The organism is Streptomyces sp. Inha503 (assembly GCF_047215865.1).
Lineage (GTDB): Bacteria > Actinomycetota > Actinomycetes > Streptomycetales > Streptomycetaceae > Streptomyces > Streptomyces lycopersici.
Genome location: NZ_CP178360.1, coordinates 953,323 through 978,296 on the forward strand (window position 1 = coordinate 953,323; position 24,974 = coordinate 978,296).

At 72.3% G+C, this 24,974-nt stretch carries 26 protein-coding genes; 12 read left to right on the forward strand and 14 right to left on the reverse strand.

The features are described 5' to 3' along the window. Positions 1 to 71: 71 nt before the first annotated feature. From ACJX2R_RS04340 to ACJX2R_RS04350, 3 genes are read right to left on the reverse strand one after another with little or no spacing between them, the layout of a single operon-like run. Positions 72 to 896 (reverse strand): ABC transporter permease, encoded by an 825-nt coding sequence (locus ACJX2R_RS04340; protein ID WP_413098846.1) that lies wholly within the window; start codon positions 894 to 896, stop codon positions 72 to 74. Next, the gene (locus tag ACJX2R_RS04345) at positions 893 to 1,711 is read right to left on the reverse strand and encodes an ABC transporter permease (protein ID WP_413098847.1); all 819 of its coding nucleotides are present in this window, start codon (positions 1,709 to 1,711) and stop codon (positions 893 to 895) included. The genes ACJX2R_RS04340 and ACJX2R_RS04345 overlap by 4 nt, the downstream gene beginning before the upstream one ends. After that, on the reverse strand, positions 1,708 to 2,691 hold the full coding sequence (locus tag ACJX2R_RS04350) for an ABC transporter substrate-binding protein (RefSeq protein WP_413098848.1): 984 nt from the start codon (positions 2,689 to 2,691) through the stop codon (positions 1,708 to 1,710). Before ACJX2R_RS04350 ends, ACJX2R_RS04345 begins: the two co-directional genes overlap by 4 nt. Positions 2,692 to 2,850: 159 nt before the next feature. Between ACJX2R_RS04350 and ACJX2R_RS04355 the strand changes: the two genes are divergently transcribed. The 3 genes from ACJX2R_RS04355 (at position 2,851) to ACJX2R_RS04365 (ending at position 5,136) form a co-directional block, all read left to right on the forward strand. Then, entirely contained in the window at positions 2,851 to 3,672 is an 822-nt protein-coding gene (locus tag ACJX2R_RS04355; RefSeq protein ID WP_413098849.1) for a maleylpyruvate isomerase family mycothiol-dependent enzyme, read from the forward strand. A gap of 108 nt (positions 3,673 to 3,780) precedes the next feature. Beyond that, on the forward strand, positions 3,781 to 4,287 hold the full coding sequence (locus ACJX2R_RS04360; RefSeq protein ID WP_262698295.1) for a mycothiol transferase: 507 nt from the start codon (positions 3,781 to 3,783) through the stop codon (positions 4,285 to 4,287). Between the two features lie 87 nt (positions 4,288 to 4,374). After that, positions 4,375 to 5,136: an ArsR/SmtB family transcription factor gene (locus ACJX2R_RS04365; RefSeq protein ID WP_413105770.1), complete on the forward strand. Its 762-nt coding sequence runs from the start codon at positions 4,375 to 4,377 to the stop codon at positions 5,134 to 5,136. A gap of 27 nt (positions 5,137 to 5,163) precedes the next feature. Here the strand turns inward: ACJX2R_RS04365 and ACJX2R_RS04370 are convergent, their stop codons facing one another. Then, positions 5,164 to 5,832: a pentapeptide repeat-containing protein gene (locus ACJX2R_RS04370; protein ID WP_413098850.1), complete on the reverse strand. Its 669-nt coding sequence runs from the start codon at positions 5,830 to 5,832 to the stop codon at positions 5,164 to 5,166. 244 nt (positions 5,833 to 6,076) lie between these two features. On the opposite strand from ACJX2R_RS04370, the gene ACJX2R_RS04375 reads away from it, so the two are divergent. Both ACJX2R_RS04375 and ACJX2R_RS04380 read left to right on the forward strand, forming a co-directional pair. Beyond that, positions 6,077 to 6,334, forward strand: coding sequence for a hypothetical protein (locus tag ACJX2R_RS04375; protein ID WP_413098851.1), 258 nt, complete (start codon positions 6,077 to 6,079; stop codon positions 6,332 to 6,334). A 203-nt stretch (positions 6,335 to 6,537) separates the two neighbouring features. Beyond that, entirely contained in the window at positions 6,538 to 6,795 is a 258-nt protein-coding gene (locus ACJX2R_RS04380; protein ID WP_413098852.1) for a hypothetical protein, read from the forward strand. Positions 6,796 to 6,875: 80 nt separating this feature from the next. Here the strand turns inward: ACJX2R_RS04380 and ACJX2R_RS04385 are convergent, their stop codons facing one another. The 6 genes from ACJX2R_RS04385 to ACJX2R_RS04410 form a co-directional block, all read right to left on the reverse strand. Further along, positions 6,876 to 8,051 carry a damage-control phosphatase ARMT1 family protein gene (locus ACJX2R_RS04385; RefSeq protein ID WP_413098853.1) on the reverse strand — a complete coding sequence of 392 codons (1,176 nt, stop codon included), beginning with the start codon at positions 8,049 to 8,051 and terminating at the stop codon, positions 6,876 to 6,878. Between the two features lie 39 nt (positions 8,052 to 8,090). Continuing rightward, entirely contained in the window at positions 8,091 to 8,933 is an 843-nt protein-coding gene (locus ACJX2R_RS04390; protein WP_413098854.1) for a pentapeptide repeat-containing protein, read from the reverse strand. Positions 8,934 to 9,011: 78 nt separating this feature from the next. Next, the gene (locus tag ACJX2R_RS04395) at positions 9,012 to 9,251 is read right to left on the reverse strand and encodes a hypothetical protein (RefSeq protein WP_413098855.1); all 240 of its coding nucleotides are present in this window, start codon (positions 9,249 to 9,251) and stop codon (positions 9,012 to 9,014) included. A 33-nt stretch (positions 9,252 to 9,284) separates the two neighbouring features. Beyond that, positions 9,285 to 10,427 carry an inorganic phosphate transporter gene (locus tag ACJX2R_RS04400; RefSeq protein ID WP_413098856.1) on the reverse strand — a complete coding sequence of 381 codons (1,143 nt, stop codon included), beginning with the start codon at positions 10,425 to 10,427 and terminating at the stop codon, positions 9,285 to 9,287. Between the two features lie 203 nt (positions 10,428 to 10,630). Beyond that, positions 10,631 to 11,821 (reverse strand): flavin-dependent oxidoreductase, encoded by a 1,191-nt coding sequence (locus ACJX2R_RS04405; RefSeq protein ID WP_413098857.1) that lies wholly within the window; start codon positions 11,819 to 11,821, stop codon positions 10,631 to 10,633. Then, positions 11,821 to 12,246 (reverse strand): YybH family protein, encoded by a 426-nt coding sequence (locus tag ACJX2R_RS04410; RefSeq protein WP_413098858.1) that lies wholly within the window; start codon positions 12,244 to 12,246, stop codon positions 11,821 to 11,823. The genes ACJX2R_RS04405 and ACJX2R_RS04410 overlap by 1 nt, the downstream gene beginning before the upstream one ends. Before the next feature lie 101 nt (positions 12,247 to 12,347). On the opposite strand from ACJX2R_RS04410, the gene ACJX2R_RS04415 reads away from it, so the two are divergent. The 3 genes from ACJX2R_RS04415 (at position 12,348) to ACJX2R_RS04425 (ending at position 17,501) form a co-directional block, all read left to right on the forward strand. Next, positions 12,348 to 13,241 carry a LysR family transcriptional regulator gene (locus ACJX2R_RS04415; RefSeq protein WP_413098859.1) on the forward strand — a complete coding sequence of 298 codons (894 nt, stop codon included), beginning with the start codon at positions 12,348 to 12,350 and terminating at the stop codon, positions 13,239 to 13,241. A gap of 366 nt (positions 13,242 to 13,607) precedes the next feature. Further along, the gene (locus tag ACJX2R_RS04420) at positions 13,608 to 14,543 is read left to right on the forward strand and encodes a TauD/TfdA dioxygenase family protein (RefSeq protein WP_413098860.1); all 936 of its coding nucleotides are present in this window, start codon (positions 13,608 to 13,610) and stop codon (positions 14,541 to 14,543) included. A 168-nt stretch (positions 14,544 to 14,711) separates the two neighbouring features. Further along, complete coding sequence (locus ACJX2R_RS04425; RefSeq protein WP_413098861.1) at positions 14,712 to 17,501, forward strand: BTAD domain-containing putative transcriptional regulator; 2,790 nt, start codon at positions 14,712 to 14,714, stop codon at positions 17,499 to 17,501. Between the two features lie 91 nt (positions 17,502 to 17,592). On the opposite strand, the gene ACJX2R_RS04430 is transcribed toward ACJX2R_RS04425, so the two are convergent. The 3 genes from ACJX2R_RS04430 to ACJX2R_RS04440 form a co-directional block, all read right to left on the reverse strand. After that, positions 17,593 to 18,426, reverse strand: a complete 834-nt coding sequence (locus ACJX2R_RS04430; RefSeq protein WP_413098862.1) for an SAM-dependent methyltransferase — start codon at positions 18,424 to 18,426, stop codon at positions 17,593 to 17,595. A 52-nt stretch (positions 18,427 to 18,478) separates the two neighbouring features. Beyond that, positions 18,479 to 18,802, reverse strand: coding sequence for a hypothetical protein (locus tag ACJX2R_RS04435; RefSeq protein ID WP_086881829.1), 324 nt, complete (start codon positions 18,800 to 18,802; stop codon positions 18,479 to 18,481). A 229-nt stretch (positions 18,803 to 19,031) separates the two neighbouring features. Then, the gene (locus ACJX2R_RS04440) at positions 19,032 to 19,913 is read right to left on the reverse strand and encodes an alpha/beta fold hydrolase (protein ID WP_413098863.1); all 882 of its coding nucleotides are present in this window, start codon (positions 19,911 to 19,913) and stop codon (positions 19,032 to 19,034) included. A gap of 152 nt (positions 19,914 to 20,065) precedes the next feature. Here ACJX2R_RS04440 and ACJX2R_RS04445 point away from each other — a divergent pair, with 152 nt between their 5' ends. Continuing rightward, positions 20,066 to 21,016, forward strand: a complete 951-nt coding sequence (locus ACJX2R_RS04445) for an anti-sigma factor RsbA family regulatory protein (protein ID WP_413098864.1) — start codon at positions 20,066 to 20,068, stop codon at positions 21,014 to 21,016. A gap of 54 nt (positions 21,017 to 21,070) precedes the next feature. Here the strand turns inward: ACJX2R_RS04445 and ACJX2R_RS04450 are convergent, their stop codons facing one another. Beyond that, complete coding sequence (locus ACJX2R_RS04450; protein WP_413098865.1) at positions 21,071 to 22,366, reverse strand: CitMHS family transporter; 1,296 nt, start codon at positions 22,364 to 22,366, stop codon at positions 21,071 to 21,073. Between the two features lie 149 nt (positions 22,367 to 22,515). Here ACJX2R_RS04450 and ACJX2R_RS04455 point away from each other — a divergent pair, with 149 nt between their 5' ends. The 3 genes from ACJX2R_RS04455 (at position 22,516) to ACJX2R_RS04465 (ending at position 24,965) form a co-directional block, all read left to right on the forward strand. Continuing rightward, a complete protein-coding gene (locus ACJX2R_RS04455) occupies positions 22,516 to 23,229 on the forward strand; it encodes a FadR/GntR family transcriptional regulator (protein WP_413098866.1) in 714 nt (237 codons plus the stop codon). Positions 23,230 to 23,421: 192 nt separating this feature from the next. After that, the gene (locus ACJX2R_RS04460; RefSeq protein ID WP_413098867.1) at positions 23,422 to 24,132 is read left to right on the forward strand and encodes an aspartate/glutamate racemase family protein; all 711 of its coding nucleotides are present in this window, start codon (positions 23,422 to 23,424) and stop codon (positions 24,130 to 24,132) included. Further along, the gene (locus tag ACJX2R_RS04465; protein ID WP_413098868.1) at positions 24,129 to 24,965 is read left to right on the forward strand and encodes a sugar phosphate isomerase/epimerase family protein; all 837 of its coding nucleotides are present in this window, start codon (positions 24,129 to 24,131) and stop codon (positions 24,963 to 24,965) included. The genes ACJX2R_RS04460 and ACJX2R_RS04465 overlap by 4 nt, the downstream gene beginning before the upstream one ends. The last annotated feature ends 9 nt before the right edge of the window (positions 24,966 to 24,974 follow it).

Genomic DNA, 24,974 nt, shown 5'->3' on the forward strand with positions numbered 1-24,974 from the left:
ACCTCCTCTGCTGGGTGTGGGGGGGCGTGTCCTGCGTCTGCTGGATGGGGGCGTGTCCTGCGTACGGGTGGTCAGGTGCGGTGCGCCGCGCGGTGTCTGCCGAGGGCCAGGCGTTCGACGGCGAGCAGCGCGCTGTTGAGCAGATGCCCGAGCGCGCCGAGCAGCACCATCACCGCCCACACCGTGAGCAGATCGGAGCGGGTCTGCGCGTCGGTGAGCGAGAAGCCTATGCCGTCGGCGGTGCCGGGCAGCAGCTCCGAGAACACCATCAGGATGAGGGAGAGCGACAGGCTCAGCCGCAGCCCGGCGAAGACACGCGGAAGCGCGGCGGGCAGATAGAGCAGCACGATCCGCTCGGCGCGGCGCATCCGTACGGTGGCGGCGACGTCCAGCCGCAGCGGGTCGATACCGCGTACCCCCTCGGCCGTGTTGATCAGTACCGGCCAGATGGCGCCGAAGACGATGGAGGCGAGCTGCATCGGCGTGCCGAGGTCGAAGACCACCACGAAGACGGGCACCAGCGCGGGCGGGGGCACGGCGCGGGCGAACTGGAGCACCGGATCGCACAGCGCGTACACGGTGCGCGAGCGGCCCAGAGCGAGCCCCAGCACGATGCCACCGGCCGCGGCGAGGGCGAATCCGGCGAGCACCCGGCCGAGGCTGGGCAGCAGATCGCGGACCGCCGCGTCGGTGAGGAACGCCCGTCCGGCGGGGCCGGAGAACCACAGGTGGTAGCCGTGGTCGACGATCCGGGCGGGGGTCGGGAAGAACACGCTGCCGCGGGCCCGCGCGGCGAGTTGCCACAGCACCACCGCCACCACCGGGACGCCGAGCCGCAGCGCGAGGGCCCGGGGCAGCCGTCGCGCGGCCCCGAACGGGGTGCCCGGCGCGGTCATGCGCGGCTCCCGCGGTGCTCGGGTGCCCAGCGGAACAGCCGCCGTTCGACCGCGGTGAGCGCCAGATTGATGACGAGGCCGAGCGCTCCCGCCCACACCACTCCGGCCAGCACATCGCGGGTGCCGTCGGTGGCCATGCCCGCCTGGGCGATGAAGGTGCCAAGACCCTCGCCGAATCCGGCGAGGATCTCGCTGGCCACGGCGAGGATCAGGGCGGTGGCCGCCGCGATGCGCACCCCGGCGGCGATGAACGGGGCGGCCGAGGGCAGAGCGGCCATGAAGAGGACGGCGAACCGCCCGAAGCCGAAGGCCCGCAGCGTGTCCTTGGCCAGCGGATCGGTCTCGCCGAGCCCGTAGACGGTGTTGAACAGCACTGGCCAGACACATGCGTAGGTGACGAGGGCGACCGTGGTCCCGCTGCCGGCGCCGAGCAGCAGCGACACCAGGGGGATGAGGGCCACCGACGGCACCGGGCGCAGGAACTCGATCAGCACCCGCGTGGCCTGCGCGGCGGCCGGCACACTGCCCAGCAGCAGCCCGAGGGGGATCGCGAGGGCGCAGGCGAGGGCGAGCCCGGTGGCCCATGCCTCGAGGGTGGCGCCGACGCCGTTCAGGAAGGCGGTGTCGCCGCCGAGTTCGACGGCCCGTACCAGCACCTCGGAGGCGGGCGGCAGGAAGGCGCTCCGCACCATCCCGGAGCGGCCCAGGGCCTCACAGGCGGCGAAGGCCATGAGCACGCCGACGGCGCCGAGCAGCGCGTTCCTGGTCCGCCCGGTGCGCTTCCGCCTGGCCCGGCCGGCCGTCGCGGGGCTCACTCGGCGGGCTGGTAGAGGACGGCGGCGGGGTCGAGGTCCTTGGAGAGCAGCTTCTGCGTTCGCATCAGGGAGATGAGCCGCTTCAGCTGGGCGGCGCTGGACGTGGCCGGGTAGTTGGGCAGGCCGATGGCGGCGGCCTCCGCCGGCTTGATCTTCGTATAGCCGGGCAGCGCCTTCTCCACGGCGCCACGGTCCTTGGCGGCCACGGCCTGGGCGGCGGAGATGGCGCGCTGGAAGGCGGCGGCGGTCTTGGGGTACTTGTCGATGAAGGTAGCGGTGGTGACATAGCCGCTGAGCGGCAGTCCGGCGACGGGTGCCGAGTTGCCGTCGACCACCGTACGGGCCTTCAGTTCGCGCTTGAGCGCGGTGACGAAGGGCTCGGCGGCGTGCACGGCGTCCACCTGGCCCCGCTCCAGCACCGAGCCCATCTGCGGGAACGGCACCTGCCGGTACTCGGGCCGGCCGGCTCCGGCCTTGCCGAGGGTGGCGTTGAGGGTGAGCGACTGGATGTTGTTGAGGATATTGACCGCGACCTTCTTGCCCTCGAGGTCCCGCGGCTCCTTGATCTTGGAGTCGGCGGGCACCAGCACATCCATCATGTGCGGGGCGTTGCGCGCGCCCTCGGCCAGCACCCGGGTCGCCAGGGTGCCCTTCTCGCGGGCCTGGAGGAACGTCACGAAGTTGGCGCCGCCGATGACGTCCACCTGGCCGTGGGCGAGCGCGGGCAGCGCCTGGACGCTCTGCTGGACCGGCTGGACGCGGACGTTCAGCCCTTCCTTCTCGAAGAGCCCGCGGTCCATGGCGATGTGCAGGGCGGCCACATCCGCGAGCGGCAGTCCGGCGACCGTGATCGTCTTCTTCTCCGGCCCGCCCCCGCCGCCGGAGTCCTCGTCGGAGCCGCCGCATCCGGCGAGAAGCACGGCGGTGACCGTGGCCGCCGCGGCCAACTTTGCCGGGGGTAAGCGCAGTTGGTCTCTCATGGCATTTCACGATAGGGGCCGTGCGCTGTTCACACCACGGTCGGGAACACCGGGTTCGGCGGTCGGCACCGCGGCGATTCGGTCCGCCGACAGCGAAGGCGTACCGAGTGGCCGGGCGGTGTATGGCAGAGGTGGGCGCGGCCTGGCAGAGTGCGGCCCATGGACTATTCAGCCCATTTCCACCGTGAGATCGTGGCGTTCGAGCAGGCGGCCCGTGGCGCCGCCGACGGGGCGGACGCGCCGCTGATCCCCTCCTGCCCCGACTGGACCATGTCGGACCTGGTGCTGCACCTGGGCGGGGTGCATCGCCTGGTCGCCCGCGTCATCCGGGATCGGCTCGACCGGCAGCCGGACATCACCGACCCCGCCCTCTTCGAGCTTCCCGAGGACCGCGAGGGCTGGCCGGCCCCCACGGGCGGGCCGCATCACGGGCCGGTGCCGGTGAGTCTCGTCGACTGGTTCGCCGAGGGGGCCGCGCGGCTCGAGTCGCTGTTCCGGAGCGAGGATCCGGGGCTGGCGGTGTGGACGTGGTCGGCGGAGCGGACCGCGGGTTTCTGGCTGCGGATGCAGACCATCGAGGCGGCCCTGCACCGCTGGGACGCCGAGCAGGCGGCCGCCGGGCGGGCCCGGCCGGTCGAGCCCGACCTCGCGGCGGACGCCGTGGCCCAGACCTTCGAGGTGATGGCCCCGGCCCGGCGGGCGTGGCGGGAGGCCCCGCCCGGGGCGGGCGAGCTGTTCCGGTTCCGCCGGACCGACGGGCCGGGCCTGTGGACGGTCCGCTTCGACGGCGACGACGTACGGCTCACCACCGGCGCCCCGGACGAGGACACCGACACGGCGTCCGGCGATGTCGAGCTGGCCGGGGCCGCGTCGGATCTGATGCTGTTCCTGTGGCAGCGACTCCCCGCCGACCGGCTCGACAAGGTGACCGGCGACCAGGCGGTGCTCGACCGCTACTTCACCCTCGTCCCACCCGTGTGAACCGCGTCGTCCCGCCCGTGTGAACCGCGTCCGGCGAGTCGGCACCCCGCGGCCGGGGCCGCGGGGTGCGACCATGGCCGGAGCCGACCACGAGCGAGGGAGCCGCGAATGAACAGCGCCGATCTGCTGGCCGACGCCTTCGAACGGGTACGCGAGGAGGTGCGGTCGGCCGTGGACGGGCTATCGGCGGACGAGTTGGCCGTACGGCTGGACAGCGGGGCCAATTCGATCGCCTGGCTGGTGTGGCATCTGACCCGGGTCCAGGACGACCACATCGCCGACGCCGCGGGCACCGAGCAGCTGTGGACGTCCGAGGGCTGGGCCGAGCGGTTCGGACTGCCGTTCCCGCCCGAGGCCACCGGCTACGGCCACCGGAGCAAGGACGTGGCGGCGGTGCGGGCGGACGCCGAGCTGCTCACCGGGTACTACGACGCCGTCCACGAGAACACCCTGGCGTTCGTGCGCGGTCTGCGCGACTCCGATCTCGACCGGATCGTGGACGAGCGGTGGACCCCGGCGGTGACCCTCGGCGTCCGGCTGGTCAGCGTGGTCTCGGACGATCTCCAGCACGCCGGGCAGGCGGCGTTCATCCACGGCGCGATCCGCAGGCGATAGCGCGAAATCACCGGGAACGGGGGCCGTCGCACCGCCCGCATTGACATGCAGGCAATCACCTGCATAACGTTCGGTGTGAGCTCAGAGATGGACAAGGTCTTCAAGGCGCTGGCCGACCAGACCCGGCGGTATCTGCTGGACCGGCTGCATGAGCACAACGGCCAGACGCTGGGCGAGCTGTGCCGGCGGCTGGAGATGACCCGCCAGTCGGCGACCCAGCATCTGGCCGTCCTCGAGGCCGCCAATCTGGTCAGCACGGTCCGGCGGGGCCGCGAAAAACTCCACTACCTCAACCCCGTCCCCCTCAATGAGATCCAGGAGCGCTGGATCGACAAGTTCGAGCGCCCGCGACTGCGCGCGCTGAGCCTGGTGAAGCGACAAGCGGAGGAAGCGATGGCCGACAAGCCGGCATTCGTGTACGTCATCTATATCGAGAGCACACCGGAGAAGGTCTGGCACGCGCTGACCGACGCCGACCTCACGGCCGAGTACTGGGGCCACAGCAATGTGTCGGGCTGGCGGGTCGGCTCCCCGTGGGAGCATCAGCGGACGGACGGCTCCGGCACCGCCGACGTCGTCGGCACGGTCGTGGAGAGCGCACCGCCCACCCGGCTGGTGACCACCTGGGCCGCGCCCGACGCCGATGCCACCGCCGAACCCTCCCGGGTCACCTTCGACATCCAGCCGCACGGCGACATCGTCCGGCTGACCGTGACCCATGAGAACCTGGCCGACGAGGCCGAGCGGACCGCGGCGGCCGGTGGCTGGGCCGCGGTGCTGTCCAATCTGAAGTCGCTGATCGAAACGGGGAGCCCGCTGCCGCAGCAGCCCTGGCTGATCCCCCGGTGAACCTCGGTCACCGCGGGAGGTGGGGGCTCACCGTGCGGCCCCACCGTCCCGGACCGTGATCCCCAGGGCGTCGGCGAGCATCGGCGCGAGCTCCATCAACTGCCCGCTGTCGATGGTGGCGCCGCCCAGCGCGTCATGACCGTCGGCGATCTCCAGCCGGGTGGCACCTCGCAGATCGACCTTCGCCATCCGCGCCTTGCCGAACCGCACACCCTCCAGCGCCGACCCCGGGAACGCCACCTCCGTCAGACCCGCGCCACCGAGGTCCACATCGCGCAGCAGACAGTCCACGAAGGTGACGTTCCGCAGCGTGGCGGTGCGGAGGTTCACCGATTCCAGCTTGCACCGGTGGAAGGTCACCCGGTGCAGCCGCGCGGAGAACATCTCGAGACCGGCCAGCACACAGCCGCCCAGCTCGCCGTCCTGCCAGTCGGTGTCCGCCAGATCGGTGCCCACCCATCGCACCCCGTCCAGCCACACCTCATTGAACCGGGCCCCGCGGCCACGGCCCCCGGTGAAGGTCACCGAGGAGAACGCGGACTCGAGGAACCGCGCGTTGTCGCATACGGCCCCGTCGAAGGCGTCGCCGTCCAGATGAACGGTGTCGTAGTCGCCTCCCTCCGCCAAGTCCCCGTCGAACGGCCGCAGATGTTCCGCGAAGGGCAGATCGGCGAGTTCACGGGGGGACGACACCATGCGAGGGCTCACTTTCCGGGGGCGGACCGCGTACGAGGCCGATACTGCCATCCGCCACCGACAACCCCGGTGGGACCGCTCGGAGGGGACATACGAGGGCGGCACCCGCCTCAACTGACACTGGAGGGCGATTCCGTGCGCCGGATGGCCCATTCTCCGGTGTGCTGGGCACATTCCCCCGAGGCTCTCTCCGTTAAATCGGACCGTCAGATTATTCACTCTGCGACCCGACACGGAGGAATCCATGCAGATCGCGAAGAAGGCCGCCCTGCTGGCCGCGACCGCCGGCACCCTGGCGCTCCTCGGCACCGGCACCGCCGCCGCCCACGGCCACGGCTCGAACAGAAGCGCCGACATTCCCACCACCTTCGACATCAGCAGCTTCATCTTCCAGAGCAACGACTGCGACACCCTCACCGGTGCCACCACCGTCACCTCCGCGACCGCCCCGACCGGTGAACTCAACATCGGCAGCACCTGCGCCAACGTCATCGGCGGATAACGCCGGGACGGAGGCCGACGATCACCGGCCCACCACGCGCTCCTCTCACCCTCCAGGGGAGAGAGGAGCGCGCCTGTTGCAACCCGATCGCCTGGTACGCCGAACAGGGCACTCTCCGGTGCGCTTACCCGACTTCCCCCGGGCACCCTTCGTTAAATCTGATCGTCAGACACCTCGCTCCACGACCCGACACGGAGGAATCCATGCAGATCGCGAAGAAGGCCGCCCTGCTGGCCGCGACCGCCGGCACCCTGGCGCTCCTCGGCACCGGCACCGCGGCCGCCAACGGCCACGGCTCGAACAGAGGCGCCGACGTGCCCACCACCTTCAACCTGTCCAGCTTCATCTTCCAGACCAACGACTGTGACACCGCCACCGGTGCCACCGCCGTCACGTCCGCGGCCGCCCCGACCGGTGACGTCAGCATCGGCAGCACCTGTATCAACGCCATCGGCGGCTGACACGGGGGCAGGGGCTGAGGACCGCGGTCACCGGCCCACCGCGCTCCCCTCGGACCTCCGGGTCGAGGGGAGCGCACGCCTCACCGCCGTACCTGGATCAGCGCATGGGCGCCGCTGGTGCGCCAGTGGTCCTCGTGTGCGTCCAGCGCGGCCACGGTCCGCTCGTCGAGCCCGACGACGACATCCGACTTCAGGGTGCGCAGCGCGGCCACCGGACCCGGGAAGTACCCGGTGCGGTCGGCGAAGGAGGTGGTCGGGGGCCACAGCCGGTCGCCGACGAGTCGGCGGTAGTTCAGATCGCCCTTCATGACGGTGAGCGTGGCCCCGGCGAACTCGCTCCGCAGATCGCCGGGCATCTCCTCGTACGGCAGCGGGGCGCGGAAGAAGTCGTGGGCCCGCACCGTGAGCCGCCCGTCGCGCATGGCGGCCCACAGCCGTCCGCCGGTTCCGGCCGCGGCGCCCTCCGCCCGCACCAGACGGCGCAGACAGTCGACGACATCCTCGGTGGTGGCGTCGGAGACGTAGTACGGATACGGCTTCACCTGGAGCACCACCCGCTCGGCGCGCCCGTGGTGGAGCACATGGTCGATGAGGACGAGGTCGGGGAGCAGTTCCCGCCCGGCGTTGTCCGCCACCACGCACAGCGTGGCCGGGGAGCCGACGGGCAGCAGCGACCACAGCGCCTCGGAGTCGTCCGCGACCAACGGCGGAGTGTCGGCGCCGGGCCCGTCCGCGGCCGATGAGGAGATGCGGAAGCCCAGGTCCGCGCGGTTGCCCCAGAGTGAGCCGTGCACCAGCGCGTCCGCCTGCGCCGCGGCGGGCTTGCGCAGGATGTCGTCGAGCGTGGCCAGTTCGGCCTCGGCTTCGGGGGTGTCCAGCTCGGCCTGTTTGAAGGGGCGGAACGGGTCGACGCCCCGCCAGGGGCCGTCCGCGAAGTAGCCCACGGCCTCCAGGAGCCGGCGGTAGAAGTAGCTCTCCGCCCACAGGAACGGGACGTCGAACCAGGACCGGCCGAAGTGCTCCCGGCCCCACACCGCCCACCGGTCGTGGTCGTACGCGGTGGGCGGGAGCGGGGCGATGGTGCCCTCGGCGGCGTTTTCGCGCAGCGCGTCGAGGGCGCGGTGCTGCCCGGGGCCGTACGGAAAGGCGTCGCGCACCTTCTCGATCAGTGCGGGATGGCGCTCGGCCAGCACACTCCGGGCGAACGATCCGGGCTCATCGCTGCGGATCACGGGCGCGTCGACGGTGTCGGACATGGCAGCCAGGGTCGCACACCGCGCGCCGGCGCGGCGGGGTCACCAGTGGGCGGGGCGGGTGAGGGACGGCGGCAGCCGGGTGGCGGAGTCGCCCTTGGCCGCGTTCAGCTGGGCCTGGGTGAGGAAGACGGCTCCCCGCAGGTCGGCCGCGCTCAGATCGGCGTCCCGGAAGTCGGCCCCGATCAGATCGGCCGCCGTCAGATCGGCCCGGGTGAGGTTCGCCGCGATGAGACGGGCGCCGCGGAGGTTGGCGCCCCGCAGATCGGCGCCGCGCAGATCGGCGCCGATGAGATCGGCTCCCCTGCGGTTCTTCTTCTTGCCCGGGATCCGGGCCCGCACCAGCTCGCTCGTGCGCAGCAGCAGCTGATTGACCCGGTCGCGGTGGGCCGCCACATCGAGCTCCCGCAGCTCGGAGGCGCTGCCGAGGGTGAGGCGCTCGGTCTCCCGCAGCGCCTCGCGCAACGCACCGTGGACGGGCCGGGCGGCCGGCCGGGCCAGCGCCTCGGTGAGGTACCAGAGCAGCTCGTGCAGGTGGCGCATGACGGGGAAGGCGGCGAACATCTCGGAGGCCGTCCCCGGGTGCCGCCGCCAGTCGCGGCCCTCGAAGGTGAACTGGGAGACCTTCTGCCCGGCGCCGAAGCAGTCGTAGACCGTGCAGCCCGGGAAGCCCTCCGCGCGCAGCCGGGAGTGGATTCCGCAGCGGAAGTCGGCCCGGAGGTTGCGGCAGGGCTCCCCCGCGTCCTTGTCGATCGCGAAGTCCGTGGAGGCCGCGAAGGGCAGGGCGACACAGCACAGCCCGAAGCAGTTGGCGCAGTCGGCCCGCAGGGCGGGGCGGTCCGCGGCGGCCGGGCCGGCGGAGGGGGGTTCGGTGGTATCTGACACCGTGCGTGGTCTCCCGCGTGGACAGGAGCACCGCGGTGCGGGGCGGTGCTCGGTGGCGTTCCATTGTCGCAAGCGGAGTCAGCCGGAGATGATCAGGTCGATTCCATAGGCGGCGATCGCCAGGCACGCGGCGAAGCACACCACCGCCGCGGTCGCCGCCACCGTGTCGGGACGGCCGCGGCGGGCCCCGTGGCGCGGGGTGCCGCCACCGGCGCGGGCCCAGGCGGTGACGCCGAGGGAGAACAACACCACCACCAGGACGGTGACCCCGAGGCTGACCCCGAAGACCCCGCCGATCGTGCCCCAGGTGGTGCCCATACGGATCACCTCCTCCTCGGGGGTCGCAGCCGGTCAGACGGTCGTGTCCAGGGTGCGCCCGGCGGGCTCGGGGGCACCCGGCTCGTTGACGTTGTCCGGGTTCACCGGGCGCCGGCGCGAGAGCGCGTAGAAGCCCACCGCCGCCGCGACGGCGACGCCCGCCACCAGGGCCACCCCCGTGTTGCCCTGGCCCGCCACCCAGGCCGCCACCCCTCCCACGGCCGCCGCCGCGGGCAGGGTCAGCAGCCACGACACCGCGATCCGCCCGGCGATCCCCCAGCGCACATGGGCCAGCCTGCGGCCGAGCCCGGCACCCAGGATGCTGCCCGTGCACACCTGGGTGGTGGACAGCGGGAAGCCCAGGTGCGAGGAGGCCAGGATCACCGCGGTGGCGCTGGTCTCGGCGGCGAAGCCCTGCGGGGGCTGGATGTCGGTCAGCCCCTTGCCCATGGTCCGGATGATCCGCCACCCGCCGGCATAGGTTCCGAGGGAGATCGCCAGACCTGCGCTGAGCACCACCCACCACGGTGGCCCGGAGCCATGGCCGAGCACACCACCGGCGATGAGGGTGAGGGTGATGACCCCCATCGTCTTCTGCGCGTCATTGGTGCCGTGGGCGAGGGCCACCAGGGACGCGGATCCCGCCTGCCCCGCGCGGAAGCCCTTCCGCGCCGCGGGGGCGGCCGCGCGGTGGGTGATCACATACGCGAGATAGGTGGCCAGCATGGCCACCACACAGGCCACCAACGGTGAGGCGACCGCCGGAATCACGATCTTCTGGACGATCGCGGTGAAGCGCACCGCGGATTCCCCGGCGCCCACCCACACCGCGCCGATCAGCCCGCCGAACAGGGCGTGCGAGGAGCTCGACGGCAGCCCGGCGAGCCAGGTGATCATGTTCCACAGGATCGCCCCGATCAGCCCCGCGAAAATCATGACCGGGGAGACCTTGGCGTCGTCGACGATGCCGTTGGAGATGGTCTTGGCCACTTCCGTGGAGAGGAACGCCCCGGCCAGGTTGAGCACCGCGGCGACGAGGACGGCGAGCCGGGGCGACAGCGCCCCCGTGGCGATGGACGTGGCCATCGAATTGGCCGTGTCGTGGAAGCCGTTGGTGAAGTCGAAGGCCAGTGCCGTGAGGATGACGGCCACCAGAAGGAAGGAGACGGAGTCCATTCCCGACCTCCCGCACCAGGAGTGGCCCTGCACTTCGATCGCGTCGAACCGTCTCGTGAGGACCGCTGTCTGATGTCCACGCTAAGCGCGGTGCCAGACGGGCGCCAACGCTGATGTCCGGCCCAACGGCCGGGCCGGGTCGGCGCCGTGGAATACGGCCCCGCCCGGCTCAGGTGCCGTACCGCTCCCGCCGGTCGCGGGGCTCACCGGCAGCTCAGGGAGGGGCGGGCGTTGAGCGTGCGCACATCGCCTCCCGTGGTGTCCCGGTAGGTGTCGGTGACGCGGGCGAGCTCCTCGGGGGTCCGGGCACCGGCCCGGTTCATGGCCCGGTTCGCCCGTACGACGGCCGCCGTCGCCTCGCGGCGCTCGGTCTCGTAGCGGGCCAGCGCGGTGGGCACATCGTCCGCCCGCGCGAGTTCGCGGGCGAGGACGCGGGCGTCCACGACGGCCTGGGACGCGCCGTTGGCCCCCACCGGATACATCGGATGTGCGGCGTCGCCGAGCAGGGTCACCCGGCCGCTCCCCCACCACGGCAGCGGCTCCCGGTCGACCATCGGGTATTCCAGGATCTCGTCGCAGCCGGTCAGCAGACCGGGCACATCGAGCCAGCCGAGCCGCCAGTCCTCGAAGTACGGCAGCACATCGGCCAGCCGCCCCGCCCGGTTCCAGGCCGCGTCGCCGGTGAGCGGCCCGGGCTCGGACATCCGCACCTGGCAGACCCAGTTGACCCGGCCGCCGCCGATCGGATACGCGACCAGCTCGGCGTCCCCGTCGCGCACGATCACCATCGAGCGCCCGGTCAGAAACGGCTCGGCTCGTGTGGTGCCCCGCCACATCCGGATGCCCGACCACAGCAGCGGACCGTCCTGTGGATGCAGCGCGGCGCGGACCGCGGAGTGCAGCCCGTCGGCGCCGATCAGCGCCCGCGCGGCCGTCTCCTCGGCCGTCCCCGTGGCCCGGTCGAGGACGCGTACGCGCACGCTGTCCCGCTGCTCCGAGTCGTCGAATCCCACCACCCGCGCCCCGGTGCGGACCGCGTCCGCGCCCAGGCGCTCGCGGACCGCCGCGAGGAGCAGCCGCTGGAGCTCTCCGCGGTGGACCGAGTACTGCGGCCAGCGGTAGCCCTGGGCCAGGCCGCGCGGCTCGGTGAAGATCCGCCTGCCGAACCGGTCGCAGTACACGTTCTCGGCGGTGGCCACGCCGATGGCGGCGAGCTCGTCGCCGAGGCCGAGTTCGATGAGCTCGCGCACGGCGTGCGGCAGCAGATTGATCCCGACGCCGAGCGGCCGGATCTCGCGGGCGCTCTCGACGACCGCCGTCTCGACCCCGGCGGCGTGCAGGCTCAGGGCGGTGGCCGGCCCGCCGATCCCGCCCCCGGCGATGAGCACACCCATCACTCGGCTCCGGCCTCGGGGCGGGTGCCGGAGGGGGCCTCGGGACGGATCTCGGGGCGGTCCTCGGATCGGGCCTCGGGGCGGTCGATGACGCGCAGCCAGGTGCCGTCCGGCTGGCGGCGGGCCACCTGCACCCGGCCGCCGGTGTTGTCGGCGGGGCGGGTCGAGGTGAGGGCCAGATCGCCGTGGCGAACGGTCGGCAGCGCCTCCTCCACCTGGAAGGGGCGCGGGGCGTGCGCAAGCATCCGCTCGCAAACGGCGCGGATCGCCTCACGGCCGACGGTCGTGGCGCCCGGCGGGTAGGCGAGCACCGCGTCGGGCTCGTAGAGCTCGGCCAGCCCCTCGGCGTCCCCGGCGTTGGCACGCTCCACGAACAGCCGGGCCAGATCCTCGGGGGTGGTGGCGCGGGCACGGGTCTCGGTCATGGTCGACTCCTCATCTCCGTCTCTTGTCTCCGCCTCCACCCTCCGACGGGGGCTACCAGAAGTCCAAGAGATGGTTGGTCTGGTTGCTAGAATCATCGCTTATGGAACTGCGGCAGCTTGAGTACTTCGTGGCGGTGGCCGAGGAGCGGAACTTCACCCGGGCCGCGGAGAAGGTGCATGTGGCCCAGCCGGGGGTCAGCGCACAGATCCGCCGGCTGGAGCGCGAGCTGGGCGAGCAGCTGCTGGACCGCTCGGGCCGCTCGGTGCGGCTGACCGAGGCGGGCGCGGCGGTGCTCCCCTACGCGCGGGCCGCGCTCGCGGCGGTGGAGGGCGCCCGGCTCGCGGTGGACGAGCTGACCGGGCTGCTGCGCGGGCATGTGGCGGTCGGCACGGTCACCTCGCACAGCGTGGATCTGCCGGGGCTGCTGGCGGAGTTCCACGACGCCCATCCGGCGGTGGAGATCACCCTCACCGAGGCCACTTCGGACGAGCTGCTGGAGGGTCTGCGCACGGGACGGCTCGACGCGGCGATCGTCAGCGTGGGCGCCACGACCCCGGCCGGTGTCGAGCTGGAGGTGATCACGGATCAGCCGATCGTGGCCGCGGTCGCCCCCGACCATGAGCTCGCCGCGCACTCGGCCATCTCCCTGGACACCCTGCGGGGCCGTGCGCTGATCAGCCTGCCGCGCGGCACGGGGCTGCGCACCCGGGTCGACGAGGCGTGCGCGGCCGCCGGTTTCACCCCGCACATCGCCTTCGAGGCCAGCGATCCGGAGGTGCTGGCGCAGCTCGCCGAGCGGGGGCTGGGCGCGGCGATCCTGCCCGGCGCGTTCGCCGAGGCGCGGCCGGACCGGCTGCGGTCGGTCCGCATCGAGCGGCCGGCCCTGCGGGGGCGGCTGGCCTTCGCCTGGCGGGCGGACGGCCCGAGCGGTCCGGCCGGCCGGGCCCTGGTCGAGCGCGCCCGTACCGCCCTGGCGGCCGCCTCGGCCACCTGAGGGCGCCGCCGGGTGAGCACTCGTCCTCCCGCACACACCGCACTCCCCATTGACAGCTGACCAGGGCGGATCCCACAATTGCGCTCATGATCAGGCACCGGTTCGACGCGACGGGACTTCTACGCGCCCCGGACCGGACCGGGTGTGAGCGCTCGGGCCTCTAACCGGGATCTCCGCATCCCGCGGCCACCGCCCCCGCGCCCCCCGAAGCCACGCCGGTCATTCCTCTCGCGATCGCCGGTCATCCCCTGACGGTCCGGACATCGCGACGCTCAGGACGACACTCCCGTGGTCTCCCCCGCGGCACGAGGGCACCTCCCCACCCCCGCCTGCCCCCTGTTCCGCTGTCACGCATGAGGAGACGCCATGACCGTCGTCGACACTCCACCCACGACTCTGCGCGAGGCCACCATCCCGCCGGACGGCATGTACGAGGGCGCGCGCGTTCTGCGGCGGTTGCCCGAGGGGTGGGAGGAGCGTCCGTACGAGCGGTTCGAGATCGTGCCCCTCGGACGCGTCATAGGCGCCGAGATCCGCGGCCTGAACCTGTCCCGGCCGCTGGAGCCCGCGCTGCGCGAGGAGCTGAACCGCGCCCTGCTGGAGTGGAAGGTGCTCTTCTTCCGCGGTCAGCACCTCACCTCGGAACAGCAGCGCGGATTCGCCCGTAACTGGGGCGAGTTGGAGACCAATCCGCTGCTCGCCGCCGGGTCCAGCGAGGATGTGGTCCGCTTCGACAAGGCCTCAGGCGCCACGCCGACCTTCGAGAACATCTGGCACACCGACGTCACCTTCCGCACCCGGCCCGCGCTCGGCGCCGTGCTCCAGCTGCGCGAGGTGCCGCCGGTGGGCGGGGACACCATGTGGGCCGACATGGCGGCGGCTTACGACAACCTCCCGGCGGAGGTGAGGGAGCGCATCGACGGCGCCACCGCCGTCCACGACGTCATCCCCGGCTTCATCCGCTTCTACGGCCCGGAGCGGCTGGCCCCGTTCCAGGAGATGTTCCCGCCGGTGGAGCACCCGGTGGTGCGCACCCATCCGGAGACCGGCCGCCGGATGCTGTTCGTCAACACCTCCTTCACCACCCGGATCACCGGGATGGAGCGGGAGGAGAGCGACCGGCTGCTGAGCTTCCTGTGCCGGCAGGCGCACGTCCCGGAGTACCAGGTGCGCTTCCACTGGCAGCCGGGCGACATCGCGTTCTGGGACAACCGCGCCACACAGCACTACGCGGTCAACGACTACGCCCCGCACCGCCGGGTCGCCGAGCGCGTCGCCATCGAGGGCGACCGGCCGTTCTGACCCCGGCCGTTCCGCCACGGCCCCCGATGCGGCGATTTTCGGCCAGCCGCGCGAGCCCATACTCGGCGCGAGCTTGTTCCCGGCGGATGGAACGATGCACGGCAGTGGCCACATCGGAGGTATAACCATTGCGGAGTGGTCAGTTGACGAGCCGATGGAAGGGGACGGGTGCGATACCGGGTCCTGGGGGCGCTTGAGCTGCGCACCGGCGAGGGGTGGGCCCCCCTGGGGCCGGCCAAGTGGCGGACGCTGCTCGCGGTGCTGCTGTGCCACGCCAACCAGACCGTCTCCACCGAACGGCTCCTGGACGAGCTCTGGGGCGAGGACCGGGCGCCCCAGAGCGCCACCAAGCTGCTACAGACCTATGTCTCCCGGCTCCGCCAGACCCTGGGCGACGAGGCCGGGCAGACCCTGATCACCGAGAAGCAGGGCTACAAGGCACAGGGCTACCGGCTGGCGGTGGAGGCCGCCGAGTTCGACGCCCACCGCTTCGAGCAGCTGGTCGAGGAGGGGCGGCGGGCGCTCGACCGGGAGGCGCCCGAGACGGCGGCGGAGCGGCTGCGCGAGGCGCTGGCGATGTGGCGCGGCACCCCGTTCGCCGATGTGCCTCCGGCCCCGGCGGTGGCAGCGGAGGCCACCCGGCTCGAGGAGTGCCGGCTGCAAGCCGTGGACGCCCGGATCGACGCGGACCTGCGGTGCGGGCGCCATACGGCCGTCCTGGGCGAGCTGGAGGCGCTGACCGCCGAGTATCCGTTCCGCGAGGAGTTGCGCGGCCGGCTGATGCTGGCGCTGTACCGGTCCGGACGGCAGGCCGACGCCCTGGCCGCCTACCGCGATCTGCACCGGCTGCTGAGCGAGGAGCTGGGGGTCGAGCCGACCCCGCCGCTGCGCGACCTCCACGAGCGGATCCTGAACGCCGACGCCTCCCTGGTGGCCGCGCCCGCCCCGGAGGCGGACCGGCCCGACCCGGCCGCCGCTGCCGCCGCCGCTGCCCGTAGGGCCAACCGGGGGCCCCGCCAACTGCCGCCCGCCAGCCCCGCGTTCACCGGGCGCCACGGTGAGGTCGCGGTGATCCAGGCGCTGATGGACGCGGCCGGGGACCCGGAGGCGGGCGAGGGCGGCCGGTCGGTGGTGCTCGCGGCCATCGACGGCACCGGCGGGGTCGGCAAGTCGACCCTGGCCATCCACGCCGCGCACCAGCTCGCCGACCGCTTCCCCGACGGGCAGCTCTACGTGGATCTGTACGGGGCGACCGCCGGACAGTCGGCCCTGGACCCCGGTGAGGTGCTCGGCCGGTTCCTGCGCGCCCTCGGTGTGGACGGCTCCAACGTGCCGAGCGACACCGACGAGGCGTCCGCGCAGTTCCGTTCGCTGGCGGCGGGCCGGAGGCTGCTGGTGATCCTCGACAACGCCGCAGGTGTGGACCAGGTGCGGCCGCTGATCCCCGCCGGGCCGGGTTGCGCCGCGCTGGTCACCAGCCGGGAGATGCTGACCACCCTGGAGGGCGCCACCCATCTGCATCTGGATGTGCTCCCGCAGGACCAGGCGGTGGCGCTGCTGGAGCGGGTCGTGGGCGCGGAGCGGGTGCGGGCCGAGCCGGCGGAGGCGGAAGAGATCACCCGGCTGTGCGGCTGGCTGCCGCTGGCGCTGCGGATCGCCGGTGCCCGGCTGGCCGCCCGCCCCGCGTGGCCGCTGCGCACCCTCGTGACCAAGCTGACCGACGCCCGGGGCCGGCTGGACGAGCTGCGCTTCGGCGATCTGGCCGTCCGGGTCAGCTTCCAGGTGAGCTACGAGGGCTTCCGGCTCGGCCGCCGCTCCGACGACCTGGACGCGGTCCGCGCCTTCCGGCTGCTCAGCGTGGTGCACGGGCACGATGTGAGCCTGCCGGTGGCCGCGGCGCTGCTGGACCTGCCCACCGACCGCACCGAGAACGCGCTGGAGCGGCTGGTCGACGCCCAGCTCCTGGAAAGCAGGGACTCCGTCCGCTACCACATGCACGATCTGCTGCGGCTGTTCGCGTCGGAGCAGGCGGAGCAGGAGGAGCCCGAGGCGGAGCGCTCGGCGGCCCTGGAGCGGGTGCTGACCTGCTACGCGGCCACCGCCCAGCGGGCGGTCACCCTGCTCGATCCGCTCCGCCCCTGGCCCCGGCACCCGGTCGAGGGCCCGTCGGTGCCGCTGACCGGCCAGGACGAGGCCGAGAGCTGGCTGAAGGACGAGCTGCCCAATCTGCTGGCGGCCGTCGCCCACGCCGCCGAGCCCGCCCAGCCCGAGGCGATCGCGCGCCTGGGGCTGCGGCTGGCGCGGGCGCTCCAGTGGTTCCTCTTCCCCCGGGCCCACGCCCAGGATCTCCAGACGATCAACGAGCTGGCCGTCGAGACCGCCCGCCGCCTGGGCGACCCGGAGAGCGAGGCGTGGGCGCTGGACGGCCTCTCCGCCGCGTACTGGCTCCAGCACAGCTATGACGAGGTACGGACCACCCTGGAGTCGGCGCTGGAGATCTGGCGCGAACTGGACCATCGGGAGGGCGAGTTGCGCACCGCGTGCAATCTCGCGGACGCGCTGTGCGAACTGGGCCTGTACGAGGAGGCCATCACGGTGCAGGAGCGGCAGCTCACCCTCGCCCGGGAGGCCGGGGACCTGCCGGCCGAGGTGATCGGCCTGGGCAACCTCGGCCGGGCCCACCGGGGCCTGGGCCGCCCCGAGGATGCCCTGACCTGTTTCAAGGAGAGCCTGGAGTACGCCCGTCGCACGGGCAACATCCACCATGAGGGCTTCGCCCTCTACGAGATCGGGATCACCTATATGGAGCAGGGCAGGTTCCCCGAGGGCCGGGCCCATATGGACCAGGCCCTGCCGGTGTGGAAGCGCCCCGGTACGTACGAGAGTTGGCGCGGGCACACCTGGAGCGGGCTCTTCCCCGCCTGTATGACGCTACAGATCGGCCCCGGTCCGCGCTGAGGCGGGGTCCGGGGCGTGCGTCGGACACGGGGTCCGGGGCGGGCGTCGGGCGGAGGGGCTGCCGGGGCCGCGGCTGAAGGGACGGCCGGGGCTACGGCTTGCGGGCCACCCCGCCGTAGGCCCAGACCCGGCTCGGGTCGGACTCGGCGCCGATGCCCGGACGCCACGAGGGGAGTTGCACCAGGCCCGGGGCGAGCAGGTCGAGCCCGGCGAAGAACTCCATGATCCCGGCATGGTCGCGGGCGACCAGGGACACCGGGTCCTCGAAGCTGATGACCTCCCAGTCCCGGTCGGTGTCGACGGTGAAGTCACCGGTGGCGTGCGAGAGGACCAGACAGCTGCCCGGCGCGGCCCAGTCCATGAGCCGGCGGACGATGCCGACGGGGTTCGCCAGGTCCTCGATGTAGTCGAGGACGAGCGTCAGCAGGATCGCGACCGGCTGTGCGGGGTCCAGCAGCCGACGCAGCTCCTCATGGCCCAGAAGGTCCTCGGGCGAGCGGATGTCGGCCTTGACCATCGTGGTGCCGGAGACGGAGAGCCTGGCCTGGCCGTGGCTCGCCACGATGGGGTCGTTGTCGGCGTAGACCACCCGGGCCCGGGGATTCACGGCCTGGGCGATTTCATGCACATTCGGGGTCGCCGGCAATCCCGCGCCGATATCCAGGAATTGGCTGATTCCATTGGCGGCGAGATGACGGACGGCACGGTGCAGAAATCTCCGATTGGAGAGCGCGGTGTCACGGACTTCCGGTGCGACACCGAGAAATCGCTGAGCCTGCTCGTAATCGGCGAGGTAATTGTCCTTGCCGCCGACGAGATAGTTGTAGACCCTGGCCGGGTTCGCCTCGCTGACCGCAAGACGTCCGTGGTCGGCCGGCCGCCACTCCCTCGTCCTGAGCCCGATGCCGGGTCCACTGCTCTTCATCGTGATTCCCTTACCACTAGCACTGCCTCGCCTCACCGCCGACGGTTCCGGATCACTGCGGGTGCGGAGCCGCGCCCGGACGCCACGTGACCGTCTTCCTCGGCCCCGGTTCGGCCCAGGCGACCGGATCCCGCGCCCACAGGTGGAAGGGCAGGTCGACATCCGCGGACACCCGGCTGAGCTGGCCCCAGGAGTACGCCCCGGAGTGGGCCGCGGTGGCCTGGAGTGCCGCTTCGAGGCAGGCACGGGCGGTGCGTTCGGCCCGGCAGGTGCCGCTCGGGCCGGACCCCTCCACCCCGCCGCAGAGCTGGAAGGTGCTCCAGGCGTAGAGGGGTTCGTCCTCGACATGAGGCTGATGCTGCTGGTCGACGTTCACAGGCCCTCTCCAGACGCGTCCCTGCCGGGCGGCTGTAGCGATGCGTCCAGCATGGAAGAGGGCGGATCAGCGGCGGTATACCGGCGGTAAAGCGACGGCCACGGCGGCTCGACCGGGTCAGCCCCGGTCGGGGTCCCGCCGCGGCCGCATCGCGTTCCGCGTTGGAAAAGGCCCTGGTCACATGCCGTTTGACGGTATGGCGCGCGCCCGGGGCCGCCCGGTCACCCGGTCACTCGGCGAGCCAGGCCAGAACCTCCCGGCTGATCCGCTCGGGCCGCTCCAGGTGGAGGAAGTGCCCGGTGCCGTCGACCAGTTCCATCCGCGAGCCCGCGGGCAGGTGGTCCGGGGCCCCCTGGACGACATCGGCGCCGATGCAGCCGTCGTCGGTGCCGTGCAGATAGAGGATGGGGACCTCCCCGGTCCGGGTGATGGCCTCCTGTTCGGCCGCGTAAGCCGCCACATGGCGCGACGGGTCGAACAGCGCCCGGTAGTAGCCGATCGCGGCGGCGAGGTGGGCCGGGTCCCGCAGGCTCTCCTTGACGTGCGCGATGTCCTCGGCGGCGTCCTTGTACCCGGGCGACCAGTCGCGCCACAGACCGTCGATCAGGGCCATGTCGTGCGCCGCCGCCCCGGCCTCGGCCAGCGGCGTCTGGAACAGGAAGATGTAGAAGGAGCGCTTGAACTGGCCGTAGTCATAGTTGAAGAAGTCGGCCAGTACCCCGCCCAGCGGGGGCACCGACATCGTGACCGCGCGCCGCCAGCGCTCGGGGGCGCTGGCGGTGGCGCCGTACGCGGCGATGGCGCCCCAGTCGTGGCCGATGAGCACGGCGTCGCCGTCACCGCCGAACGCCTCGTGGAGCGCGTTGGCGTCCGCGGCGATCGCACCCGCCTGGTAGGCGCCGTCGGCGGGAATGCCGCTGGGCGCGTAGCCCCTCATGAAGGGCGCCACCGCGTGGTAGCCCGCGTCCGCGAGTGCGGGAAGCAGATGGCGCCAGGAGTGCGCGGAGTCCGGGAAGCCGTGCAAGCAGAGCGCCAATGGGGCGTCGGCCGGGCCCGCTTCGAAATACCCGAAATCAAGTCCATTTGCGTTGATGTTCTTCAGCTCTGTCACGCCCGAGGATGCTAATGCACCGTCAGGACGTCGTCCATGTACGGCCGGAACGGGCTGCGCACCGGGCCGGGGAAGTGGCAGACTGCGCTATACCGTCCGGAAATTCGATGACGCACCGCGTGTTTTCGCCGGCCGAGCCCCAGGGAGGCCCGATGACCAGCCCGAGCAGCCCCGTCGCGGACCACCGCGATGCGATGATGCACCGCGGATTCCTCTACCGCGACGAGGAGGAAGTGGTCGATATCTGCGTCCCGTTCCTCCGCGAAGGCCTGGAGGCGGACGACGCCGTGGCCGTCGTCGCGGCCACCTCCAACATCGACGCGCTGCGGGACGCGCTCGGGCAGGACGCCAAGGCGGTGCAGTTCGAGGAGGCGCTCAGCTGGTACCAGCACCCGGTGAAGACCATCGCCGCCTATGACTCCTTCGTGAAGGCCGAGAAGCCGCGCCGGGTCCGGGTGATCGCCGAACCGGTGTGGCAGGGCCGCACCCCGCTCGAGGTGGTGGAGTGGGCGCGCTACGAGTCGATCGTCAACGCGGCCTTCGCCCACTCCGGCGCCCGCGCCATCTGCTGCTACGACCGGCGTCTGCTGCACCCCGAGATCCTCGCCTACGCGCGCCAGACCCATCCCGAGATCATCGACGGCCATGGGCCGGAGAAGAGCGACGCCTACACCGACCCCGGCCCGTTCAGCGCCACCTGCGACCGGCGCCCCCTGCCGTCCGCCCCGCGCACGGCCGAGTCCGTGTCGATCGTCTCGACCGATCTGGACGCCGTGCGCACCTTCGTGGCCGAGCGGGCGAGCCGGCACGGCATGGGCCATGACGCGCTGCGCAACATGGTCGCGGCCGTGAGCGAGGTGTCCACCACCGCGATCCGGCACGGCGGGGCCCCGGCGCGGCTGAGCACCTGGGTAAACGACGGCGATCTGGTCTGCGAGATCTCCGGGCCCGGCCACTGGTACCCGGACGCGCTGTGGGGCTTCGCCCCACCGGCCGACTCCGAGCCCGGGTTCGGGCTGTGGGGCGTCCGCATGCTGTGCGACGTGGTGCAGATGCAGGCCGACGCGGACGGCACCCTGATCCGGCTGCGCACCCGGCTCTGAGGTCCCGGAGGGCTGGGCCGATGGCCGGGGAATCGGGGAATCTCCTGTGGACCGTCAGGTGACGGTGACGGCCCCGGTGAGGACGGCGAAGGCGATGTAGCCGAGGGAGACAAGCACGCCCCAGCGCAGGGCGTGCTTCTGGAAGTCGCCGAGTTCGGCCTTGACGAGGCCGAGGAGGACCCAGAGCGGGGCGCTGGTCGGGCCCATCATGTGGAGGATCTGGCCGATGGCGCCGGCGCGGGCGATCTGGTTGGCGTCGATCCCGTAGTGAGCGGCGGATTCCGCCAGTACGGGGACGACGCCGAACCAGTAGCCGTCGTTGGACATGAAGAAGCCCAGCGGCAGGGCGAGGATGGCGGTGAACAGCGGAATGAGGTTCCCCATGGAGTCGGGAACGACGGCGAGGGCCGCGTCCGCCATCGCCTTGATCATGCCCGAGTCGGTCATGATCCCGGTGAACACGCCTGCCGCCAGGACGAGGATCATCACGGGGACGGCGTTGGCGGCCTGACGCTTGATGAGCTCCTGCTGGTCGCCGATGGTGCGGACGTTGATGAGCAGGGCCGGCACGAACGCCACCATGAACAGCACCAGCAGGTCGGCGGCCTCCAGGACGAGCAGCACCATCAGCAGCACCGTGAGGGCGGCGTTGCACCACATCCGCCAGTCCGCCGTCACCGGCTCGAACGCCTCACCGGAGGCGATGTCGAGCTGGAAGGCGGCGAGCGTGCCGGAGTCGAGCTTCCGGCGTTCGCGCAGGCCGAGCCAGTAGGCCACGGCGATGATGGCCAGGCTGGTCAGCGCCATCGGCCCGAGCATATGGACGAAGTACTCGGTGGCGCTCAGATGCAGGACGCTGATGCCCCGGGTGGCCGCACCTCCCCAGGGAGTGGTGCCGGAGATGGTGCCCAGCGCCATGGCCGACACGGTGGCGAGGATGAGGGGGTTCATGCCCAGGCGGCGGTAGATGGGCAGGAACGCGGAGCAGACGATCATGTAGCTGGTGGTGCCGTCGCCGTCGAGGGCGACACACAGGGCAAGGACGGCCGTGCCGACACAGACGCGGACCGGGTCGCCCCTGGAGGCACGGACGATGGCCTGGCAGACGGGCTCGAAGAGCTTGGCCTCCATCATCAGACCGAAGTAGAGGACGGCGAACAGCAGCAGCGCGGCGGTGGGCGCGACCGTGTCCAGACCGTTCATGATCATGTCGCCGAGCCTGGCGCCCTTGCCCGCGACGAGGGCGGCGGCGATCGGCGTGAGCATGATGGCGGTGAACGCGGAGAGGTGCTTCCGCATCACGAGCAGCATGAAGCTGCCCAGAGTGGCGAAGCCGAGGAGGGCGAGCATCGTTGCTCCTAGGGGCAGGGCAGGGCTCATGGGCCGCCGACCGGGCGGCGGGGAGAAGAAGACGCGGCGCAACCGGATAACCGGTTTACCGGATCGCCGGTAGGTAACTAGAATCCAGCCATCACGTCAATATCGAAGTGAGGAATTCGATGGCCGAACTCGCCAGGATCACGGTCGAACCGCGGGAACCGCTGGCCGCAGAGGTCTCGCGTCGCCTGATCGACTATCTGATGTCCGGCGAGGTGCAACCCGGCGACCGGATCCCCTCCGAACGGCGGCTCACCGAGATGCTCGGAGTGAACCGGCCCACCGTGCGCGAGGCGATCAAGTCGCTGGGCCTGCTCGGCCTGCTGGAGATCCGCCAGTCCAGCGGGACGTACTTCCGCGGCACCGACTCCGATGTGCTCTACCGCCTGTTCGAACTGGGCCTGGTCCTCGGCGAGCGGGGCGCCCGGGACATGGTCCAGGCCCGCGCGGAGCTGGAGGTCGTCGTGGCAGGCCTGGCCGCACAGGCCCGCGACGAGGCGGGCGTCGAGCTGCTGCGCGCCCGGCTGGCGGCGATGAAGCAGTGTCCGGACGAGGAGTTCCCCGAGGCGGACACCGCCTTCCACGCGGCGTTGGGCGAGTTGGCGGGCAATACGGTGCTGCGGGACATGCTCAAGGGCATGCGGGCGATGATCCACCGGGGCTGGGTCGAGCGCACGGGCGCCGTACGGCCCCGCGAGGTGGCCTACGCCGACCATGTGCCGATCTTCGAAGCGGTGGCGCGGGGGGACGCCGAGGCGGCCCGCGCGGCGATGGCCCGGCACGTGGAGGGCGCCTCCCGGCGCCTGATGGAGGCCCTCGAACAGCGCGAGGCATAGCGGACCAGGGCCGCCGGGCGCGTCCCGGCGGCCCCCTGACCACCACAAGGGACCACCGCAAGGGACCACCACCATAAGGGAATCCGGTTGACCGGTTTACCGGTTGCTTCTACAGTGACGGCGCGGCAACGCTCCGCCGGTCCCCCGGCCCACCGGAACCGGCCCCTGCCTACCGGAAGAGGAAGGAACCCGGTGATCGAACCCCCTCCCCTGGTCGCCATGATCCACGCCGTGCCGACCGGGGCCCGTATCGCCCAGGAGGCGTTCGCTCAGGAGTTCCCGCAGGCCACGGTGTGGAATGTGCTGGACGACCGGCTGCTGGACGACGCCCTCGGCGCGGGTGGCCTCACCGACGCGCTGCGTCGGCGCATGCTGCGCCTCATCGCCCATGTGCTGGACGGCGGCGCCCAGGGGCTGCTGCTGACCTGCTCCTCCTACGGAGCGGTGGTGGACACCGCCCGCACGCTGTGGGACATGCCCGTGCTGAAGTCCGACGAGGCCATGTTCAAGGCCGCCCTGACCGGCCCGTTCGAGCGCATCGCCGTCGTCGCCTCCACACCGCCCGCCGTCCCCGCCGCCATGGCCCAACTCGAGGCGCTCATCCCGGCGGTGCGGGCCGACCGTCCGGTGGACATCGTGACCGCCCTGGCCGAGGCCGACGCCGACGCCGACAGCGCGGAAGCGACCGCCCGCCATCTGGCCGACGCCCTGGGCGCCGCCGGAGCGGCCGACGCCGATGCGGTGCTGCTGGCGCAGTACTCCCTCGCCCCGGCCCGGGGCCCGCTGGCCGAGCTGCTGGGCGTTCCGGTGCTGGACGGTGCCGGAGCCGCCGTCCGGGAACTGCGCGGTCTGCTCACCGGCGGGGGCGGGCGGACGGCCACCGCCGCGACGGTCGCGCCGTGACCGCGCGCCCGCCCTGGCCGGTGGCCTACACCGTCTCCGCCGACGACTGCCGTACGCCCATGCCGCTCGGCTTCGACGCACCGCTCGCCGAAGCCGTCCGGCGGCTGGCCGAACTCGGCTACGACGGTGTGGAGGTGCAGGTGCGCGAGGCCTCGGCCCGCGACGCCGACGCCCTGCTCCGCACCGTGGAGGGCGGCGGCCTGACGGTCCTCGGCGTGGGCACCGGCCCCGTCGCCGCGCGGGACCGGCTGACGCTGACCGACCCCGCGCCGGACGTACGCCGTCACGCCCTGGACCGGCTGCTGGGCGCGGCCCGTCTCGCCGGTGCGCTCGGTGTGCCGCTCACCCTCGGTCAGACCCGTGGCACCTTCTCGCCGGGTCTGGAGGAGGCGCAGCGGGGCTGGGCCCAAGGCGCCGTCCGGCAACTGGCCGAGGAGGCGGCCGCTCGCGGCAGCCGACTGCTGCTGGAGCCACAGTCGCGGGCCAACACCTCCTTGTGGCATACGCCCGAGGAAGCCCTCGCCGTCGTCCACGCGCTCGGCCCGCCCGCCGGGCTGGTCCTGGACACCCATCACCTCGAAGCCGAAGGCATCGATCCGGTCCGGGCGGCCACCGACCACACCCGGATGACCGGCTGCCTCCAGCTCGCGGCGCCGGGCGCACGCGGCCCGCTGGCGGTCGGCGACCCCCGGCTCCCCGCCCTGCTGCGGGCCCTGGAGCAGGGCGGCTTCACCGGCTGGCTGACGCTGGAACACACCCAGGGCGGGGACAGCCGCAAGGCCGCGGCCCGCTCCTGGACCGCGCTCACCGATGCCGCGGCCACCATGGGCTGACCCTCGTAC

Bases quoted from the DNA above. Each gene is read 5' to 3' on its own strand.
- ACJX2R_RS04340 (WP_413098846.1), bottom strand. From the start codon at position 896: ATGACCGCGCCGGGCACCCCGTTCGGGGCCGCGCGACGGCTGCCCCGG.
- ACJX2R_RS04350 (WP_413098848.1), bottom strand. From the start codon at position 2,691: ATGAGAGACCAACTGCGCTTACCCCCGGCAAAGTTGGCCGCGGCGGCC.
- ACJX2R_RS04355 (WP_413098849.1), top strand. From the start codon at position 2,851: ATGGACTATTCAGCCCATTTCCACCGTGAGATCGTGGCGTTCGAGCAG.
- ACJX2R_RS04360 (WP_262698295.1), top strand. From the start codon at position 3,781: ATGAACAGCGCCGATCTGCTGGCCGACGCCTTCGAACGGGTACGCGAG.
- ACJX2R_RS04365 (WP_413105770.1), top strand. From the start codon at position 4,375: ATGGACAAGGTCTTCAAGGCGCTGGCCGACCAGACCCGGCGGTATCTG.
- ACJX2R_RS04370 (WP_413098850.1), bottom strand. From the start codon at position 5,832: ATGGTGTCGTCCCCCCGTGAACTCGCCGATCTGCCCTTCGCGGAACAT.
- ACJX2R_RS04375 (WP_413098851.1), top strand. From the start codon at position 6,077: ATGCAGATCGCGAAGAAGGCCGCCCTGCTGGCCGCGACCGCCGGCACC.
- ACJX2R_RS04380 (WP_413098852.1), top strand. From the start codon at position 6,538: ATGCAGATCGCGAAGAAGGCCGCCCTGCTGGCCGCGACCGCCGGCACC.
- ACJX2R_RS04385 (WP_413098853.1), bottom strand. From the start codon at position 8,051: ATGTCCGACACCGTCGACGCGCCCGTGATCCGCAGCGATGAGCCCGGA.
- ACJX2R_RS04395 (WP_413098855.1), bottom strand. From the start codon at position 9,251: ATGGGCACCACCTGGGGCACGATCGGCGGGGTCTTCGGGGTCAGCCTC.
- ACJX2R_RS04400 (WP_413098856.1), bottom strand. From the start codon at position 10,427: ATGGACTCCGTCTCCTTCCTTCTGGTGGCCGTCATCCTCACGGCACTG.
- ACJX2R_RS04405 (WP_413098857.1), bottom strand. From the start codon at position 11,821: ATGGGTGTGCTCATCGCCGGGGGCGGGATCGGCGGGCCGGCCACCGCC.
- ACJX2R_RS04410 (WP_413098858.1), bottom strand. From the start codon at position 12,246: ATGACCGAGACCCGTGCCCGCGCCACCACCCCCGAGGATCTGGCCCGG.
- ACJX2R_RS04415 (WP_413098859.1), top strand. From the start codon at position 12,348: ATGGAACTGCGGCAGCTTGAGTACTTCGTGGCGGTGGCCGAGGAGCGG.
- ACJX2R_RS04420 (WP_413098860.1), top strand. From the start codon at position 13,608: ATGACCGTCGTCGACACTCCACCCACGACTCTGCGCGAGGCCACCATC.
- ACJX2R_RS04430 (WP_413098862.1), bottom strand. From the start codon at position 18,426: ATGAAGAGCAGTGGACCCGGCATCGGGCTCAGGACGAGGGAGTGGCGG.
- ACJX2R_RS04445 (WP_413098864.1), top strand. From the start codon at position 20,066: ATGACCAGCCCGAGCAGCCCCGTCGCGGACCACCGCGATGCGATGATG.
- ACJX2R_RS04450 (WP_413098865.1), bottom strand. From the start codon at position 22,366: ATGCTCGCCCTCCTCGGCTTCGCCACTCTGGGCAGCTTCATGCTGCTC.
- ACJX2R_RS04455 (WP_413098866.1), top strand. From the start codon at position 22,516: ATGGCCGAACTCGCCAGGATCACGGTCGAACCGCGGGAACCGCTGGCC.